The 18,013-nt window shown below is 35.0% G+C and carries 12 protein-coding genes; 11 read left to right on the forward strand and 1 reads right to left on the reverse strand.

The features are described 5' to 3' along the window. The first annotated feature begins 171 nt into the window (after positions 1–171). From GQ47_RS07995 to GQ47_RS08025, 7 genes are all read left to right on the forward strand, one after another. A complete protein-coding gene (locus tag GQ47_RS07995) occupies positions 172–1,827 on the forward strand; it encodes an arylsulfatase (protein ID WP_035647073.1) in 1,656 nt (551 codons plus the stop codon). Positions 1,828–1,857: 30 nt separating this feature from the next. After that, a complete protein-coding gene (gene epsC / locus GQ47_RS08000; protein ID WP_035647075.1) occupies positions 1,858–2,679 on the forward strand; it encodes a serine O-acetyltransferase EpsC in 822 nt (273 codons plus the stop codon). A 14-nt stretch (positions 2,680–2,693) separates the two neighbouring features. Beyond that, positions 2,694–3,605: a cysteine synthase A gene (gene cysK / locus GQ47_RS08005; protein ID WP_035647077.1), complete on the forward strand. Its 912-nt coding sequence runs from the start codon at positions 2,694–2,696 to the stop codon at positions 3,603–3,605. 61 nt (positions 3,606–3,666) lie between these two features. Next, a complete protein-coding gene (locus GQ47_RS08010; RefSeq protein WP_035647078.1) occupies positions 3,667–4,587 on the forward strand; it encodes a family 2A encapsulin nanocompartment shell protein in 921 nt (306 codons plus the stop codon). Further along, positions 4,571–6,502: a family 2A encapsulin nanocompartment cargo protein cysteine desulfurase gene (locus tag GQ47_RS23840; protein ID WP_035647079.1), complete on the forward strand. Its 1,932-nt coding sequence runs from the start codon at positions 4,571–4,573 to the stop codon at positions 6,500–6,502. The genes GQ47_RS08010 and GQ47_RS23840 overlap by 17 nt, the downstream gene beginning before the upstream one ends. Positions 6,503–6,878: 376 nt before the next feature. Beyond that, complete coding sequence (locus GQ47_RS08020; protein ID WP_035647080.1) at positions 6,879–9,863, forward strand: SusC/RagA family TonB-linked outer membrane protein; 2,985 nt, start codon at positions 6,879–6,881, stop codon at positions 9,861–9,863. Between the two features lie 10 nt (positions 9,864–9,873). Beyond that, positions 9,874–11,268, forward strand: coding sequence for a RagB/SusD family nutrient uptake outer membrane protein (locus GQ47_RS08025; RefSeq protein ID WP_035647081.1), 1,395 nt, complete (start codon positions 9,874–9,876; stop codon positions 11,266–11,268). A 140-nt stretch (positions 11,269–11,408) separates the two neighbouring features. Here GQ47_RS08025 and rocD read toward each other — a convergent pair whose 3' ends face one another. Beyond that, a complete protein-coding gene (gene rocD, locus GQ47_RS08030; RefSeq protein WP_035647083.1) occupies positions 11,409–12,659 on the reverse strand; it encodes an ornithine--oxo-acid transaminase in 1,251 nt (416 codons plus the stop codon). Positions 12,660–12,880: 221 nt separating this feature from the next. Here rocD and GQ47_RS08035 point away from each other — a divergent pair, with 221 nt between their 5' ends. The 4 genes from GQ47_RS08035 to GQ47_RS08050 are packed head-to-tail and all read left to right on the forward strand — an operon-like array spanning position 12,881 to position 17,926. After that, positions 12,881–13,333 carry an Lrp/AsnC family transcriptional regulator gene (locus tag GQ47_RS08035; protein WP_035648092.1) on the forward strand — a complete coding sequence of 151 codons (453 nt, stop codon included), beginning with the start codon at positions 12,881–12,883 and terminating at the stop codon, positions 13,331–13,333. 20 nt (positions 13,334–13,353) lie between these two features. Beyond that, entirely contained in the window at positions 13,354–14,850 is a 1,497-nt protein-coding gene (locus GQ47_RS08040) for a M20/M25/M40 family metallo-hydrolase (protein WP_081909331.1), read from the forward strand. An 11-nt stretch (positions 14,851–14,861) separates the two neighbouring features. Next, the gene (locus GQ47_RS08045) at positions 14,862–15,725 is read left to right on the forward strand and encodes a cyanophycinase (protein ID WP_035647086.1); all 864 of its coding nucleotides are present in this window, start codon (positions 14,862–14,864) and stop codon (positions 15,723–15,725) included. Positions 15,726–15,727: 2 nt separating this feature from the next. Then, complete coding sequence (locus tag GQ47_RS08050) at positions 15,728–17,926, forward strand: penicillin acylase family protein (RefSeq protein WP_035647087.1); 2,199 nt, start codon at positions 15,728–15,730, stop codon at positions 17,924–17,926. Positions 17,927–18,013: the final 87 nt, after the last annotated feature.

Genomic DNA, 18,013 nt, shown 5'->3' on the forward strand with positions numbered 1-18,013 from the left:
TTTTTTTACTTAAATTTCATTACAAAATATAATGCAATTCGTCACAAACGAATCTGTATACCAATATGTTATACCATTATAAAAAAATCATTTCTGCGGCAACAGAAAAAAACCAATTAAAGAACATTTATCATTTCAAAACAAAAAACAACTAACATAAAGCACATTAAAATGAACACTAAAATCACCACAATATTACTTTCTGCTCTTGTAACTGGAGCTGTTAGTTTTACCAAAATAAACGCTCAGAACGCTTCAAAACCAAATATCATTCTGATTATGGTAGATGATATGGGATATTCTGATTTAGGAAATTATGGTTCAGAAATTAAAACACCCAATTTAGATAAACTGGCGAACGAGGGTTTGCGTTTGCGTGAATTCTACAATAACTCTATTTGTGCGCCAACAAGAGCTTCGCTCCTAACTGGTCAATATCAGCATAAAGCGGGCGTCGGTTTTTTTGATGTTAATTTAGGATTGCCAGCTTATCAAGGCTATTTAAACAAAGAATCTTTGACTCTGGGAGAAGTTTTCCGCTCTGGCGGTTATAGCACAATTTTATCCGGAAAATGGCACGTTGGTTCTGAAGATCAGGCACAATGGCCGAACCAAAGAGGTTTTGATAAATTTTACGGAATCTTAAAAGGTGCTTCTAATTATTTTGACACTAAACCTTTGCCTTTCGGAAAAACGCCTTATCCGGTAAAGTTGATTCGTAATAATGAAGAACTGCATCCAAAAGACGATTCGTATTATTTTACAGATGAAATTGGAAACAATGCTGTCACTTTCTTAGACGAGCAAAACAAAGAAAACAAACCTTTCTTTTTGTATTTAGCTTTTACGGCTCCGCACTGGCCGTTGCAAGCAAAACCAGTTGACATTGCAAAATACAGAGGAAAATTTGATGAAGGCTGGGATATTTTGAGAGAAAAAAGAATTGAGAAATTGAAAGCAAACGGAATTTTACCAGCCAATCAAACCATTTCGCCAAGAGATCCTGAAGTTCCAGAATGGAGCAAGCTGACTTACGACGAAAAACAATTTTGGAAAGCCAAAATGGAAGTTTATGCTGCAATGGTCGACAACATGGATCAGAATGTGGGGAAGGTTTTGGATAAACTAAAAGCGCTTAAAAAAGATAAAAACACATTAATTATTTTCATTTCAGATAATGGCGCTCAAGGCGGATTTAATACTTATAATCCACTTGGAAGAGGTTTGGTTCGAAATGACGGACCAGTTGGAACTTCAGGATCTTTTGATTATCAGGAACAAAACTGGGCGTATTTATCGAATACTCCGCTACAGCAATATAAAAATAATATGCATGAAGGTGGTTTCAGTTCGCCTTTTATTGCTTGGTTTCCGTCAAAAATAAAAGCGGGAAGAATTGATAAAGGAACCGGACACATTATTGACCTCGCTCCTACTTTCTACGAATTGGCTGGAATCGAATATCCTAAAAATTATAATAATGTAAATACCAATCCGCTTCCGGGAAAAAGTTTACTTCCTGTTTTATTTGACAATGTTTCAGAAGTTAACCGAGGCGAGCCATTATTCTGGGAAAGAGCAGGAAACAGAGCAGTTCGTGACGGAAAATGGAAATTGGTTTCGATTTATCCTTCTTATGAATGGGAATTGTACAATCTCGAAACAGACCGTGGTGAAACTACAAATGTGGCACAGCAAAATCCGGGAATTGTAAACAAACTTTCGGCATCTTATTTTGAATGGGTAGATCGAACTGGTGTTGTAGAATACAGCAAATTCAAACTAAAACCTGAAGTAATGCCGGGCGGTGCCTCTCTAAAGAAATAAAAATCTTTTTCTAACCATAAAATAATCATTATGAGTTCATTTTATCAAGAAATAGCAAAACAGCATCATGATTTAGTGATTCTGCCTGAGAAAAAATTAATTCATCAGTTTATAGATGATTTGTTTGTCATCTTATTTTCTAATACCTCAAAATCATTAGAATCTGAGGCAACAATCAAATACAAATTCAATCAGCTGGAAAAGCAGTTTGATGAATTGGTTTTGGATTTTTCGCCAAAAAGTGACCAAAAACAGCAAACCAAAAACTTTTTTGAAGCGATTCCGAAGTTGCACAAAAAAGCATTAAACGACGCTGTAACCATATTTACAAAAGATCCTGCGGCCAAATCACTGGAAGAAGTGCTATACTCGTATCCTGGTTTTTTCGCTATTGCCGTTTACCGATTTTCTCATCAGCTTTGGGAGCAGGATTTAAAATTATTAGCCCGAACCATTTCAGAATATGCTCATATTAAAACGAGTATCGAAATTCATCCCGGCGCCCAAATCGGAAAAGATTTTGCTATCGATCACGGAACAGGAATCGTGATTGGAGAAACAACAATTATTGGCGATAACGTTCAAATTTATCAAGGCGTTACTCTCGGAGCTTTGAGTGTAAAAAAAGACGAGGCCTTTATAAAAAGACATCCAACCATTGAAGATAATGTCATTATTTATGCCAACAGCACTATTCTTGGCGGTCAAACTACTATAGGAAAAGATTCTATAATTGGCGGAAATGTCTGGCTGACGTACACAATTCCATCCAATTCTGTTGTGTATCATAAAAACGAAATTAAAATCAGGGATAATAATCCTTTCCCTGCACCCATTTTTTATTCTATTTAAAAATATCAAAACCAATGAAATATCAAAACATTCTAGAAACCATAGGAAACACTCCTCACATTCGATTAAACAAACTTTTTAAATCACATGAAGTGTGGATTAAATTGGAAAAATCAAATCCGGGTTCAAGTATTAAAGACCGAATCGCTCTTGCAATGATTGAAGATGCAGAACGAAAAGGGCTTATAAATCAGGATACTGTAATTATTGAACCAACTTCAGGAAATACCGGAATTGGACTTTCACTAGTTGCAGCCGTTAAAGGTTATAAAGTTATTGTTGTAATGCCAGAATCGATGAGTGTTGAACGCAGGAGAATTTTGAATGCCTATGGCGCCGAATATGTTTTGACACCAAGAGAAAAAGGAACTTCAGGAGCAGTTGAAAGAGCAAAAGAACTGGCTTCGACGATTAAAAACTCGTTTCTTCCGTCTCAATTTACCAATAAAGCAAATGTTGAAATTCACGAAAAAACAACCGCTCTAGAAATTTTAGCCGATTTTCCCGATGGAATCGATTATTTAATAACCGGAGTTGGAACTGGAGGTCATATTACCGGAGTTTCAAAAATATTAAAGCAGCATTTCCCGAATCTTCAAACTTATGCTGTCGAGCCCGCTTTGTCGCCAGTTTTGAGTGGTGGACTTCCGTCTCCGCATCCGTTTCAGGGAATCGGAGCTGGTTTTATTCCCGAAGTTTTTAATCGCGAATATGTCGATCAGATTCTAACAGTTGATAAAAACGAATCGTACAATTTCACTAAAAGAATAGCCAAAGAAGAAGGAATATTTGCCGGAATATCTACCGGAGCAGCACTTGCAGCATTATCAAGAAAACTCAAAGATATTCCTGAAGATGCTGTAATCCTGACTTTTAATTATGACACCGGAGAAAGATATTTATCTGTAGATGAGTTATTTGATTGAAATTATGAATAACTTTAAGCAAGCAAAAAATAATTTACAAACCTATTAAAATACCAGAAAAATGGCAGAATCAAAACAACAACAGACCGCATTAGGCGATGTTGCAGCAAGACAACTCGCAATTGCAACGCGTACCGTACCTCAAATTGGAACAACTTCTCCACGCTGGCTGACACATCTTTTACATTGGACGCCAGTAGAATCGGGTGTGTTTCGTTTGAACAAAGTTAAAAATGCAAACCACATTGAAGTCGATTGTTCTGCACGCGACGAAAGAGTTTTACCAAACACTTTTGTTGATTATGTTGAAAATCCAAGAGAATATAATCTTGCTGCCGTTCAGACTATTGTAGAAGTTCACACGCGTGTTTCTGACTTATACAGCAAGCCATATAATCAGATTACAGAGCAACTTCGACTGGCAATAGAAACCATTAAAGAGCGTCAGGAAAGTGAGTTAATCAACAACAAAGATTACGGATTATTGAGCAACGTTGCGCCTTCGCAGATTATAAAAACACGCACAGGAGCGCCAACTCCAGATGATTTAGACGAATTGCTGACTAAAGTTTGGAAAGAACCAGGTTTCTTTTTACTGCATCCGTTGGCAATTGCTGCTTTTGGACGCGAATGTACACGCAGAGGTGTTCCGCCTCCGACAATATCTTTGTTTGGATCTCAGTTTTTAACTTGGAGAGGAATTCCGCTTATTCCATCAGATAAACTGCCAATCGTAAAAGGAAAATCAAAAATCATTTTATTGAGAACTGGAGAAAGCCGTCAAGGAGTAATTGGATTGATTCAGCCGGGATTACAAGGCGAACAATCTCCTGGATTATCAGTTCGTTTTATGGGAATTAATGAAAAAGCGATTGCTTCTTACTTGGTTTCGCTTTATTGTTCTTTAGCTATTTTGGTTGATGATGCCATCGCTGTTTTAGAAGATGTCGAAATAGGAAAGTATCATGAGTACAAATACTAACCCAGACGGATTACCAAACATTGACGATTTGCAGTTTCTGGCAAACGAACTGTTCAGTGCGCTTCCAAATGAATTTCCAAAAGAAATTTCATTGAGCCCAGACAAAGCGGAACATCCTCGTGCGACAAAAATTGCAGAAACACTTTTGCATGCTGGCGGTGCCAATATTATTGCTCCATTTCCAGCGCAAAATCCGTTAAATGTTAATTTGGTTCCGCCTTCATTCAGCGGTTTTGGAGGATCGCCTGCAAGTGCTACTCAGAGTTCGAGTGCTGCAGCTTTATATCCAAATGCAGGTGCAGGTTTTGATCCTAAATATGGCATTCCTTCGTCGGGAATTCCAGAAGATAACGGATTAAATATTAATAATCCGCAGACAGGTTTTAACGATATTAATTTAAAAACCAATAACACTCCGCAACTTAATGAGGAATCAATTTTTTCATCGCTCTTTTTAAATGATCAATATTTGCCATTTCAAAGCGAAAATTCTTCTTTTGAAAACGAACTAAAAATAGCTTTAGAAACGGTTGATACTTTTTTTAGAAAGCGAAATGATTTTCCGTCAAGCGGAAGTGATCTTCAAAACTCGTATTATTTTTTAGATCAGAATCCTTTTGCTTTTGATCCAAAAAATACCAATGCAATTGTTGGAAGTTCTTTCGGAACAAATCCATTAAGCGGCAGTACAAATTCACATTTTAATGCCGAATTAATCAAAAAAGATTTTCCAATTTTAAGTGAAACTGTAAACGGAAGACCTTTAGTGTGGTTTGATAATGCGGCAACGACTCAAAAACCAAAATCGGTTATTGATCGCATTGCGTATTTCTACGAGCATGAAAATTCGAACATTCACCGTGCGGCGCACGAATTGGCGGCACGTGCATCTGACGCTTATGAAGCGGCACGCGAAAAAGTAAAAACGTTTTTAAATGCATCTTCTGTAAACGAAATTGTATTTGTTCGCGGTGCAACCGAAGGAATAAATTTAGTAGCTTCAACTTGGGGCGATCAAAATTTAAATTCAGGAGATGAAATCATTGTGAGTAATCTTGAGCATCATGCGAATATAGTTCCGTGGAAAAGATTGGCTGATAAAAAAGGTTTAAAACTTCGTGTAATTCCAGTTGATGATGATGGTCAAATTCTGCTTGACGAATATGCAAAATTGCTGAATTCAAAAACACGTTTAGTAGCATTTACACAAGTTTCAAACGCATTAGGAACGGTAACTCCTGCCAAAAAAATAACTGAAATGGCGCACGCAGCCGGAGCAAAAGTCTTGATTGACGGCGCACAATCTGTTTCGCACATGAAAGTTGATGTACAGGATTTAAATCCGGATTGGTTGGTTTTTTCCGGACATAAACTTTTTGGCCCAACAGGAATTGGCGCTTTATACGGAAAAGAAGAATTATTGAACGAAATGCAGCCGTATCAATCTGGTGGAAACATGATTCAGGATGTGACTTTTGAGGAAATAAAATACCACAAAGCACCCAATCGTTTTGAAGCCGGAACCGGAAATATCGCCGATGCAATTGGTCTTGGCGCTGCAATTGACTATGTGACGAAACTCGGAATTGAACAAATTGGCCAGTATGAGCATTATTTATTAGAATATGCTACAAGACTTCTTAAGGAAATTCCAGGCGTACGTTTAATTGGAACTGCAAAAGACAAAGCAAGCGTGTTATCTTTTAATTTACAAGGATATACAAATGATCAAGTTGGTCAAGCTTTAAACAAAGAAGGAGTTGCTGTACGAACTGGACATCATTGTGCACAGCCTATTTTGAGAAGAATGGGAGTTGAAACTACAGTTCGTCCTTCATTAGCATTTTACAATACCACTAAAGATGTTGATACTTTTATCAAGACTTTGTGGGAACTGAAAAAAGCCAAATTTTAAAAATATTGAGATTAAATTCTCTAATTGAATAATTACTTTTTTTGATATTTTAAGTAATTATACCCAAAAGCGATTGTTTTCCTGAACAGTCGCTTTTTTTATTAACAAATAAATCAGATTCTTTTATAAACATCTACAACAACTAGTACTTTCTCTGTTTTTATGTTAATTCTTCACGCATACAACTCAAACAGAACCAATCAATTAAATATTAATCACATTACCCCTTAAATTTTTACAAAATAAAAGTATTTGAGTACCAATTGTTACAAATATTACAAAAATGAAGTTATGTGTTATTTTTAATGTTAAAAAGAGGTTTATAGTTAACATTAATTTAAGATATTTGAAAGAACTAATTTAAACACAATAAAAAATGAAAATTAATTTAAAACATTTTTTGTGGCTATTGCTCGTTTTAAGCGTGCAAATAGCTGTGGCTCAAGGAGGGGCAATTTCTGGTACAGTTACTGACAATAAAGGTGTTCCCATTCCGGGGGTAAATATTGTTCTTAAAGGAACAAGTGTCAGTACACAAACTGATTTTGATGGAAATTTTAAAATTCAGGCCAAAACTGGCGATGTTTTAGTAGCTAGTTATGTTAGTTTTGCGACCGTCGAAGTAAAAGCTTCTAATTCAATGACAATTAAAATGGTTGAAACTCAAAATGAGCTTGAAGCCGTTCTTGTTGTGGGTTATGGTACACAATCAAAAAAGAATTTAACCGATAATATTGCTCGTGTAACAGCAAAAGATATTCAGCAAGTACCTGTTGCTAACGTGCAAAATGCCTTAGTTGGTAAATTAGCCGGAGTACAGATTACACAGACAAATGGTAAAGTCGAAGGAGGAATGAATATTAGAGTTCGTGGAGCTGCGAGTATAAGCGCAAGTACACAGCCTTTGTATGTTTTAGATGGAATTCCTCTTATCACAGATGACGAGTCTAGCAATGGAGCCCCAACCAATCCATTGTTGACATTAAGCCCAAATGAAATAGAATCAATTGATGTTTTAAAAGATGCTTCTTCTGCAGCAATTTATGGAGCTCGTGGAGCTAATGGAGTTGTCATCATTACAACTAAAAAAGGTAAAGAAGGCAAAGGAAATTTCTCTTTAAACTTCTCTCAAGGTATCAGTGAAGCCACTCACACGAAAAAATTTCTGAATGCAAAACAATATGTAGAATTGCTACAGGAAGCTGGACGAAATGTTGATGATTTAGAATCTGTAGAAGATGAATTGGAATATTTGTCTCAAGGAACAGATTGGAGAAACGGAGAAATCGATACAAATTGGCAAGATATAGCTTTGCGCACAGGTTATACTACTGATGCCGATTTTTCTGTATCTGGAGGTGACGACAAAACAAAATATTTCTTTGCAGGAGCTTACAACAATACTACAGGAATTGTTGACAGCAATGATTTAGAAAGAATAACAGCGAGATCAAACGTATCTCATAAAATTACAGACCATTTTACGGCCGGAATGAATATCGGTTTCTCAAGATCAGTTATCAATAGAGTTCAAGATGACAATTCATTCTCTACTCCTATGCAATCTCTTGCTCAAGCTCCAATTTCACAAGCGAGATTAGAAGATGGAACTCCAAATCCAAACACAGAGTATGTCAATTATTTATTAGCAAAAGACAATACTTCCTGGAAAACCATAATGAGAAGAGTTACAGGAAAAATATTCGGTGAATTAAAACTGGTAAAAGGATTGAAATTCAATTCAGATTTTGCTTATGATTTATTGACTCAAACCGAAGATTATTGGCAAGGCAAAAATGCTCCTTTTATGGCCACTGACGGGGCAGTTTTTGCAACTTCTGTAAATACTGAAAGCTATATTTTCAGTAATTATTTTACATACGATCTAACTTTTGCTGAAAATCATACGATAAATGCTGTTGCTGGTATGGAATTCAATAAATACAATAGACGTTACCAAGATGTAAACAGTATTTATTTCCCAAATGATGGTTTTCATACTGTTGATGGTGGTGCGGAAGTAAATGAAGGACATGGTAGCGAAACCGATTATGTCTTTGTTTCTCAGTTCGGCCGATTCAATTATAGCTTCAAAAACAAATATCTTTTCAAAGCAAGTATTCGTCGTGATGGATCGTCTCGTTTTGGAAAAAATGAACGCTTCGCAGTTTTTCCAGCGTTTTCAGCCGGATGGGTTATGTCGCAAGAGGAATTCTTAAAAGACAATACCGTTTTAAGTTATTTAAAATTAAAAGGAAGCTGGGGTAAGGTAGGAAATGCTGAAGTTGGAAACTTTGCATCTCGCCAATTATATAGTCCTAATTCTTATAACTTAAAATCAGGATTAACTTTTAACCAAGCCGGAAATGATAATCTTACTTGGGAAAAATCATCTCAAACAGATGTTGGTGTTGAAGTTGGGTTCCTTAATAAAATCAATTTAGAAGTCGATTATTATGACAAACGTACTGACGGCCTTCTTTTTGAAAAACCTTTACCTCCGAGCTCTGGCGCTACATCGATCAATACAAATCTTGGAGAAATAAAAAGCAGTGGATTTGAATTTACTTTGAATACAAAAAATGTTGAAACCGAAAAATTCAAATGGACGACAAGTTTCAACCTTACAACAAACGAGTCAAAAGTAAAATCACTGCCAAATAACAATACTGATGTTATTTCAAGTTATAACATCAATCGTGTTGGAGAAAACATTTCATCATTTTATTTAGTTGAATACGCTGGTGTTGATCCTGCAAACGGAGATGCACTTTTTGTAAAAAACACAGTAAATGCTGATGGAAGTCTTGACAAAAGCACGACTAACGATTACAGTGAAGCTAAAAGAATTGTGGCCGGAAATCCTTTCCCAACTTTAATGTCTGGATTGACTAATACAATGAATTATAAAAATTTTGATTTTAACTTTACATTTCAAGGTGAATGGGGTGCGAGTATTTATAACTCGGCAGGAATATATATGTCGACAGCGGCAGATTATTTTGACAACCAAACCGCAGATCAGTTAAATCGTTGGCAAAATCCAGGCGATATTACAAATGTGCCTCAGGCAAGATTTGGAGGTTCAAATGGAACACAAGAATCTACACGTTATTTAGACAAAGCCGATTTTATTCGTTTACGTAACGTTACATTAGGTTATTCTTTACCTAAAGAAACTGTAAATAAAGCAGGAATGAGTAGCTTAAGAATTTATTTTACAGCTGTAAACTTGCTCACTTTTACAAATTATGAAGGAACAGATCCAGAAGCAAGAAGAGATGACACAGGAATTGGAGAAGATTTTTACTCTGCACCGCCTGCAAGAACTATGGCAATAGGAGTAAATATTAATTTTTAAAAAGAACAAAATGAAAGCAAATAAATTAATCTTACTTATAATTTTCGCAGTCTTTTTTACGAGTTGTGAAGATCAGCTAAACTTAGATCCAAAACAGTCTGAAGATGCATCAGTGACTTTAAGTACTGAAAGCGGTGTCACAAATGTCCTTACAGGTACATATTCACTTGCAGCAAATGGAAATGCTTATGGCGGCCGTGTTTTATTATATGCAGATTTGCTTGGTGTAACAGGATCACTGAGTACTACCGACTTAAGATGGAGGGGAACTTTTGGAGAGCTACGACAAATGTACATCAAGACAATGATATCTAACAACGTGATTATTGAAGGTACTTATTCCAGACTTTATTCAATGATCAATGCTGCAAATACCGTTATCGAAAATATTGACAAAGTAAAAGATCCGGACAGACGAGCGGTTATGATTGGTGAAGCTAACTTTTTAAGATCATTAGCTTACTTTGATTTGGTGCGCTTTTTTGCAAAACCTTATGTTGCCGGACAAGCTAATACTCAATTAGGAGTTGTAATCAGACCTAATGCAATTTATGATTTCAGCGCAGATCTTTCAAAAGAGAGAAGCACTGTCGATGAAGTTTACAAAGTGATCATTGATGGATTAAATTTGGCTTATACTAATCTTCCTGAAGAAAATAGTTTTTATGCCGATAAATATTCTGCCAAAGCTTTATTAGCCAGAGTTTATTTGCAACAGCAAAATTATGCAGCTGCGAGAGATGCTGCAAATGATGTTATCGAAAACAGTGGACATGGTTTATCTCTAAAATATGCAGATGCTTTTAATCATGACTCAGATAAAACCGAAGATGTTTTTGCTATTCAAATTACAAAACAAACTGGTGTAAATGACGCAGTAACTTTTTATGCTTCTGAAGGAAATGGAGGACGCGGTGGTGATTTTTCTATTAGAGATGCTTATTTAGATAAATTTAGTGGTCCTGATGACAGAGCCGATTTTAATTATATAAACGATGATAACGGAAGACTTTTAACTTCTAAATTCACAGATCAATTTGGAGATTTACCAATTATTCGTTTAGCCGAAATGTATTTAATTAGAGCTGAAAGTAATTTACGTACCGGAACTTCAGTAGGAAATACACCTTTAGACGATATTAATATTATCCGTTCAAGAGCAAACGCCGATGAATTATCTGCTGTAACTATTGATGATATTTTGTTAGAACGTCAATTAGAATTAGGAATGGAAGGGTTTTTAATTCACGATATCCGCAGAACAAAACAATCTATTGATATCAGTACAGATGGAGACGGTTCCGAAGTTCTTCCTTACGATTCAAACAGATTGGTCTTCCCTATTCCATTAAAAGAAATGGATACCAACAAAAAAATCACTCAAAATCCAGGCTATGGAAGCTAATTTTTTTTAAGATTCTAAGATACTAAGGCGCTAAGGTTCTGAGTTTTTTGAACATAAGAAAGGTTCAAAGTTTTATAGTTATTCTATAAAACTTTGAACCTTTCTTAATAAAAATCTTAGAGTCTTAGCAACTTAGAACCTTATCTAAACTCATTCAAAGATTTCTCAATAATTTCAAGACATTCTTTAATTTGATCTTCTGTCATTACTAATGGCGGAGCAAATCTAATTTTGTTTCCGTGCGTAGGTTTTGCCAATAAACCATTGTCTCTGAATTTCAGACAGATTTCCCAAGCCAAATCAGAATCTTCGCCACTATTAATTACAATTGCATTCAAAAGTCCTTTTCCGCGAACTAGTGTAATCAAATGATTTCTTTCTGCGATTTCATTTAATCCTTTTCTCAAAATAATACCAAGACGTTCTGCATTTTCAGCTAGTTTTTCCTCTTTTACAACTTCCAATGCTGCAATCGCAACCGCTGCCGCAACAGGATTTCCACCAAAAGTAGATCCGTGCTGACCTGGTTTAATCACATTCATGATTTCGTTATTTGCTAAAACAGCCGAAACCGGATAAACACCTCCCGAAATTGCTTTTCCTAAAATCAGAATGTCAGGCTGTACATTTTCGTGGTGAACTGCCAATAATTTTCCAGTACGTGCAATTCCTGTCTGAACTTCATCGGCAATAAATAAAACATTATGTTTTTCGCATAACGCTTTTGCTTTCGCCAAATATCCTTCTGACGGAACGTAAACCCCCGCTTCACCCTGAATTGGTTCAACTAAAAATCCTGCAATATTTTTTGATGATTCTAAAGCTTTTTCAAGAGCTTCAAGATTATCATATTCAATTTTTATGAATCCATCTGTGAATGGTCCGAAGTTTTTACGAGCCGATTCATCATTAGAAAATGAAATGATTGTAGTTGTTCTTCCATGAAAATTGTTTTCGCACACTATTACCTGCGCTTGATTCTCAGGAATTCCTTTTACCTCATAAGCCCATTTTCTGCATATTTTTAGTGCTGTTTCTACGGCTTCAGCACCAGTATTCATTGGCAAAACTTTATCAAACCCAAAATAATTGGTAATATATTCTTCGTAGTTTCCTAATTTATCATTGTAAAAAGCACGAGAAGTAAGAGTCAGTTTTTGCGCCTGATCGATCATTGCCTGTACAATTTTAGGATGGCAATGTCCTTGATTTACTGCCGAATAAGCTGATAGGAAATCAAAATATTTTTTTCCGTCAACATCCCATACATAAACTCCTTCTCCTTTTTCTAAAACCACAGGAAGCGGATGATAATTATGAGCTCCGTATTTATTCTCTTTTTCAATCAAAACTTCAGATTTTGACGAAAGTATGTTTTCTGTATGTGTCATAATATGTTATTTTTCAAACACAAAAATATCAAAAATTCTCAAACAAGCTATAAAAAAGCAAAAATTAAACTTATATTCTATTAAAATAAGTCAAATTTAATTTTTAAAACGAAATTAAAATCAAATTCACCTATTCAATGTTTTGATTTTATTCCTGATTATTGAAAAAAATAGTTACTTTTATAAATCAAAAAAAAAGAAAACAAACTCAATTTGAACGAATGGATATTTTAGACGAATTCGATATTAATATACTGAAGGAATTAGAAAAAGACGGAAGAATGGCTTTTTCTGCAATTGCAACCAATTTAAAAATCTCCAACACCATGGTACATCAGCGAATCAACAGAATGATTGAGCAAGGTGTAATTGGCGGAATTAAACCTATTATACAAGAAAAAAATATTGGTTATGATTGGGCTTCTTTCACCGGAATCACATTAAATAAAGATTCTGATTCTGATCGAATTATCGAAGAAATGAAAAAAATTCCCGAAATCACAGAGTGTTATTATGTTACAGGTTCTTTTACGCTTTACATAAAAATTGTAGCGAAGAATCACGAACACATGCGAAAAATTCTTTACGAGAAAATCGATAACATTCCCGGAATTGCCAAAACTGATTCTATTATAGAATTAGGTTGTGCTTTTAAAAGAAACATTTCATTATAATCAACTTTTAAACTAAAAAAATGCGTTTACGAATCCTGCTTTTATTTACTCTTTTTTGCTGTAAATCAATGCTGTTTTCGCAGATTTCAATTCCAAATCCTTCTAAAAGTGATTTTACAGGAACACTTTCTTTTTTGGCTTCAGATTGGATGGAAGGACGCGGTGCCACGCAAAAAGGCGGTTTTATGGCTTCAGAATATGTTGCCTCAATGATGAGTTTGTATCAGCTGAAGCCTTACAGATCTGAAGACTATTTTCAGGATTTTAAAGTTTTAGAACATACGATTACCAAAACAGCTTTCGAAATCAAAAAAGGAAAAGAAACCATTACACTTTCACCAGAAACAGATTTTAGAGTTAAACCAATTTCAACATCTTTACAAAAAAATGCACAAGTAGTTTTTGCAGGTTATGGATTAAGTGCTCCTAACGGAAGTTATAACGATTATAAAAATCTAGATGTAAAAAATAAAATCGTTGTGATAGTAAAAGGATTTCCAAGCCATCAGGACACAACATCTAAAGTTTATCAGAAATTCAAAAAGTTATTTCCTGAAGAAAATAATTTAGAAGAAATAAAATTGCAGAATGCTATAAACAAAGGCGCAATTACTTTAATTATTGTCGATTCTAAAGCAAATTTCAAAACAAAAGAATCAAAAGAAAATGATGTTTTTCATTCTTTGGAAACCACATCAAATGTTTCGATTCCAATTTTTAGGCTGAATAAATCGGCGGGCGAAAAACTTTTATCTGAAACTAAAATTTCATTGGAAACATTTGAAAAGAAAGCTCTGAAACTTCAAACTTCTTCTTCCCTATTAAAAAACACAGAAATTAATTTCTCCATTGAATTACAGACTGAAACTTTTCCTGTTCGAAATGTTTTAGGAATGATTCAGGGAAAAGATTCTACAAAAACTATTATTGTTGGTGCACATTACGATCATTTAGGAATTATAAAAGATTCAATTTACAACGGTGCCGATGATAATGCATCGGGAACTTCAGGAATGCTGGCTTTAGCAAAAAATTGGTCGGAATCTAAAATAAAACCTCCCTACAATATTCTTTTTGCTTCATGGACTGCCGAAGAAATGGGACTTTTAGGAAGCGAGTATTTTGTTCAGAATTTTGATTTCAGCAAACAAAAAATACTGTTGGCAATCAATATGGATATGATTTCCAGAAGTGCACCAGAAGATAAATTACAACGAATTTTAAGTATTGGAACTCAAAAAGAAGATGGAAATTTGAGAAAAATGTCCACCGAAATCAATGCGAAACTTCAAAATCCGTTTAGTTTAGATTTATGGGAAACGAACGGGCATTCAGGAAGCGATTACGCATCATTTACCGCAAAAGGAATTCCTATTATGACTTTTTTCAGCGGTTTTCACGATGATTATCATACACCGAACGACAAAGCTTCGAAAGTAGATTTTGACAAAATAAAAGATGTGCTTTTTATTGTCAATTCTTCTCTTTCAAAATTTTTAGAAAATCCAAATAATTAAACCGAATAACTATGAAAAATCAGTTTCTTTTTAAATTTTCTTTCCAAAAATCAATTTCGGTGTTATTGTTATTGACAAGCTTTTTAATGCAGGCACAAAATCCAAAAGGGAAATTATTCATCATTGGCGGAGGCGATCGTTCAGATGCTTTAATGAAACAGGTTTTGGCTGTAGCCGAATTAGGGAAAAAAGATTATATAGTGGTTTTGCCAATGTCGAGTGAAGAACCAGATAGTTCGTTTATTTTCTTTAAAACGCAAATGGTAAAACTAACCGAAAACCCAATTGTGATGCTGAATTTCACTGCAGCAACTGCACAAAACAAAAAACTTACAGACTCCGTTCAAAAAGCAAAATTGATTTTTATTAGCGGAGGCGATCAAAGCCGTTTTATGTCCGTTGTTCATAATACGCCAATCAAAACAGCAATTCAAAAAGCATATGAAAACGGAAGTACCATTTCTGGAACGAGCGCCGGAGCAGCCGTAATGTCTGAAAAAATGATTACGGGAAATCAGAAATTAGAAAAAGAATATTCGGGAACTTTTGACAATATTCGATACGATAATTTAGAAACTTCGGAAGGTTTGGGATTATTGAAAACTGCGGTTATTGATCAGCATTTCTTAAAAAGAAACCGTTACAACAGATTACTTTCTGCTTTAGTTGAATTTCCAGAGCTAACAGGAATTGGTATCGATGAGGCAACTGCAATAATTGTTCGAAATAATCAGGTTGAAGTTGCTGGAGAAAGCGAGGTTATTGTAGTTCGCAAGCCAAAAGGCATCAAAAAATCAAACAAAAACAATCTTATATCGATCGAGAATTTACAAATGAGCATTTACACTCCCGGTCAAAAATTTAATATCAAATAATCATGCATTTCTATTCTAAAATAATAAAATCCTTCTTTTTCATTTGTGTGAGTTTTCAAATTTCGGCACAAAAAATCAACACAAAAGAAGTCGCCCGATTAGAAAATCTTGCCAAACAAGTTACTATAATTAGAGACAATTGGGGAATTCCGCATGTTTATGGAAAAACAGATGCCGATGCTGTTTTTGGATTATTGTACGCGCAATGTGAAGACGATTTCAAAAGAATTGAAATGAATTATATTGAAAAACTGGGACGTCTTTCAGAAATAAAAGGGCAATCGGTTTTGTACAATGATTTAGAAATCAAACTACTGATTGACGTCAACGAAGCAAAAGCTGATTATACAAAAGCGCCTGTATGGCTAAAAAAGCTTTTGAATAGTTATGCCGATGCCATCAATTTTTATTTATACAAACATCCAGAAGTAAAACCGGCACTTTTAACACATTTTGAACCGTGGTTTCCGTTACTTTGGACTGACGGAAGTATTGGCGCGATTAGTACCGCCGACCTTTCAACAGCCGATTTGAAAGCTTTTTACTCTGGAAATAATGATAAAGTGGCTTACGTAGAAAGAGAAAAATACGTTCAAACCGGATCAAACGGATTTGCATTTGCGCCATCTAAAACCGCTGACGGAAATGCCATTTTATATATAAATCCGCATACAACTTTTTATTTCAGACCCGAGGTTCAAATTACGAGCGAAGAAGGTTTGAATGTTTACGGCGCAGTAACTTGGGGACAATTCTTTATTTATCAAGGTTTCAACGAAAACTGCGGTTGGATGCATACATCATCAAATGTGGATGTTGCAGATATGTACGCAGAAAAAATCGTCAATCAAAAAGGGAAATTATTTTACGAATTTGATAACAAACTGTTGCCTGTAATTGAAAAAGAAATCACTATCAATTATACCGAAAATGGAAAATTGATTCCAAAAAAATTCAAAACCTATTTTACCAACAATGGCCCAATTATGGCTAAACGCGACGGGAAATGGATCAGCTTAAAATCAAATAACAGATCAATGACAAGTTTGATTCAAAGTTGGGTACGAACAAAATCGACCAGTTTTGACGATTACAAAAAAGCAATGGATTTGAAAGCCAATACATCAAACAATACTGTTTATGCCGATAATAAAGGAAATATAGCGTATTGGCATGGCAATTTTATTCCAATTCGGGACAAAAATTTAAATTGGTCAAAAGTAATTGATGGTTCAATTTCTGCAACACAATGGAAAGGTTTGCATGAAGTAAACGAAACTGTTCATTTATATAATCCTGTAAATGGCTGGCTGCAAAACTGCAACTCTACTCCTTTTTCTGTTGCTGGGATAAACAGTCCAAAAAAAGCTGATTATATTCCTTATATGGCGCCAGATGGAGAAAATTTTAGAGGAATTAATGCAGTCCGAATTTTCAGCAAAGGCAACAAATACACTTTAGACAAAGTAATTGCTGATGGTTATGATTCTAAATTATCAATTTTCGAAATATTGATTCCGAGTTTAGTAAATGTTTTCGAGAAAAACATAAACGTACAATCACCAGAATATGCTGCTTTAAAAGAGCCAATTTCAATACTGAAATATTGGGATTATTATGCCAAAGAAAATTCGGTTGCAACTACTCTGGCCGTTGAATGGGCTTATAAATTAGACCCAATTATTCTAAAAGCTTACATTGATGAAGGCGAATTAGATCAAGTTGAAAACACGAAGAATTTTGCAAAAAATGCTACGACAGCACAAATGATTCCGCAATTACAAGCAGTATTGAAAGATTTAGAGTCAAAATTTGGAAGATGGCAAGTCGCTTGGGGCGAAATAAACCGTTTTCAGCGTTCAAGCGGCGCAATTGATTTAAAATATGACGATTCAAAACCAAGTATTCCAATTGGTTATGGACCGGGTTCATGGGGAAGTTTGCCTTCTTTCAAAAGCAGTTATCAGAATAATTCTAAAAAACGTTATGGTTATAATGGAAACAGTTTTATCTGTGCGGTTGAATTTGGACCAAAAATAAAAGCAAAATCATTATTGGCTGGCGGAAACAGTGGAGACGAAAACTCAAAACATTTCACTGATCAGGCCGAAATGTATCGAAAAGGACAATTTAAAGATGTTCTTTTTTATAAAGAAGATGTTACTAAAAATGCCGAAAAAACGTATCATCCCGGCGAATAATTTTGATCAGAAAAAACATTACAAACAAACCTTGGAAGAACTTTCTTTCGAGGTTTTTTTATAAGAGAATATTTCTGATATTTGTTT

The organism is Flavobacterium sp. ASV13, from assembly GCF_000745775.1.
GTDB lineage: Bacteria > Bacteroidota > Bacteroidia > Flavobacteriales > Flavobacteriaceae > Flavobacterium.

What these genes read in the sequence shown, in the direction of transcription:
- GQ47_RS07995 (WP_035647073.1), top strand. Translation starts at nt 172, where the DNA reads ATGAACACTAAAATCACCACAATATTACTTTCTGCTCTTGTAACTGGA.
- epsC (WP_035647075.1), top strand. Translation starts at nt 1,858, where the DNA reads ATGAGTTCATTTTATCAAGAAATAGCAAAACAGCATCATGATTTAGTG.
- cysK (WP_035647077.1), top strand. Translation starts at nt 2,694, where the DNA reads ATGAAATATCAAAACATTCTAGAAACCATAGGAAACACTCCTCACATT.
- GQ47_RS08010 (WP_035647078.1), top strand. Translation starts at nt 3,667, where the DNA reads ATGGCAGAATCAAAACAACAACAGACCGCATTAGGCGATGTTGCAGCA.
- GQ47_RS23840 (WP_035647079.1), top strand. Translation starts at nt 4,571, where the DNA reads ATGAGTACAAATACTAACCCAGACGGATTACCAAACATTGACGATTTG.
- GQ47_RS08020 (WP_035647080.1), top strand. Translation starts at nt 6,879, where the DNA reads ATGAAAATTAATTTAAAACATTTTTTGTGGCTATTGCTCGTTTTAAGC.
- GQ47_RS08025 (WP_035647081.1), top strand. Translation starts at nt 9,874, where the DNA reads ATGAAAGCAAATAAATTAATCTTACTTATAATTTTCGCAGTCTTTTTT.
- rocD (WP_035647083.1), bottom strand. Translation starts at nt 12,659, where the DNA reads ATGACACATACAGAAAACATACTTTCGTCAAAATCTGAAGTTTTGATT.
- GQ47_RS08035 (WP_035648092.1), top strand. Translation starts at nt 12,881, where the DNA reads ATGGATATTTTAGACGAATTCGATATTAATATACTGAAGGAATTAGAA.
- GQ47_RS08040 (WP_081909331.1), top strand. Translation starts at nt 13,354, where the DNA reads ATGCGTTTACGAATCCTGCTTTTATTTACTCTTTTTTGCTGTAAATCA.
- GQ47_RS08045 (WP_035647086.1), top strand. Translation starts at nt 14,862, where the DNA reads ATGAAAAATCAGTTTCTTTTTAAATTTTCTTTCCAAAAATCAATTTCG.
- GQ47_RS08050 (WP_035647087.1), top strand. Translation starts at nt 15,728, where the DNA reads ATGCATTTCTATTCTAAAATAATAAAATCCTTCTTTTTCATTTGTGTG.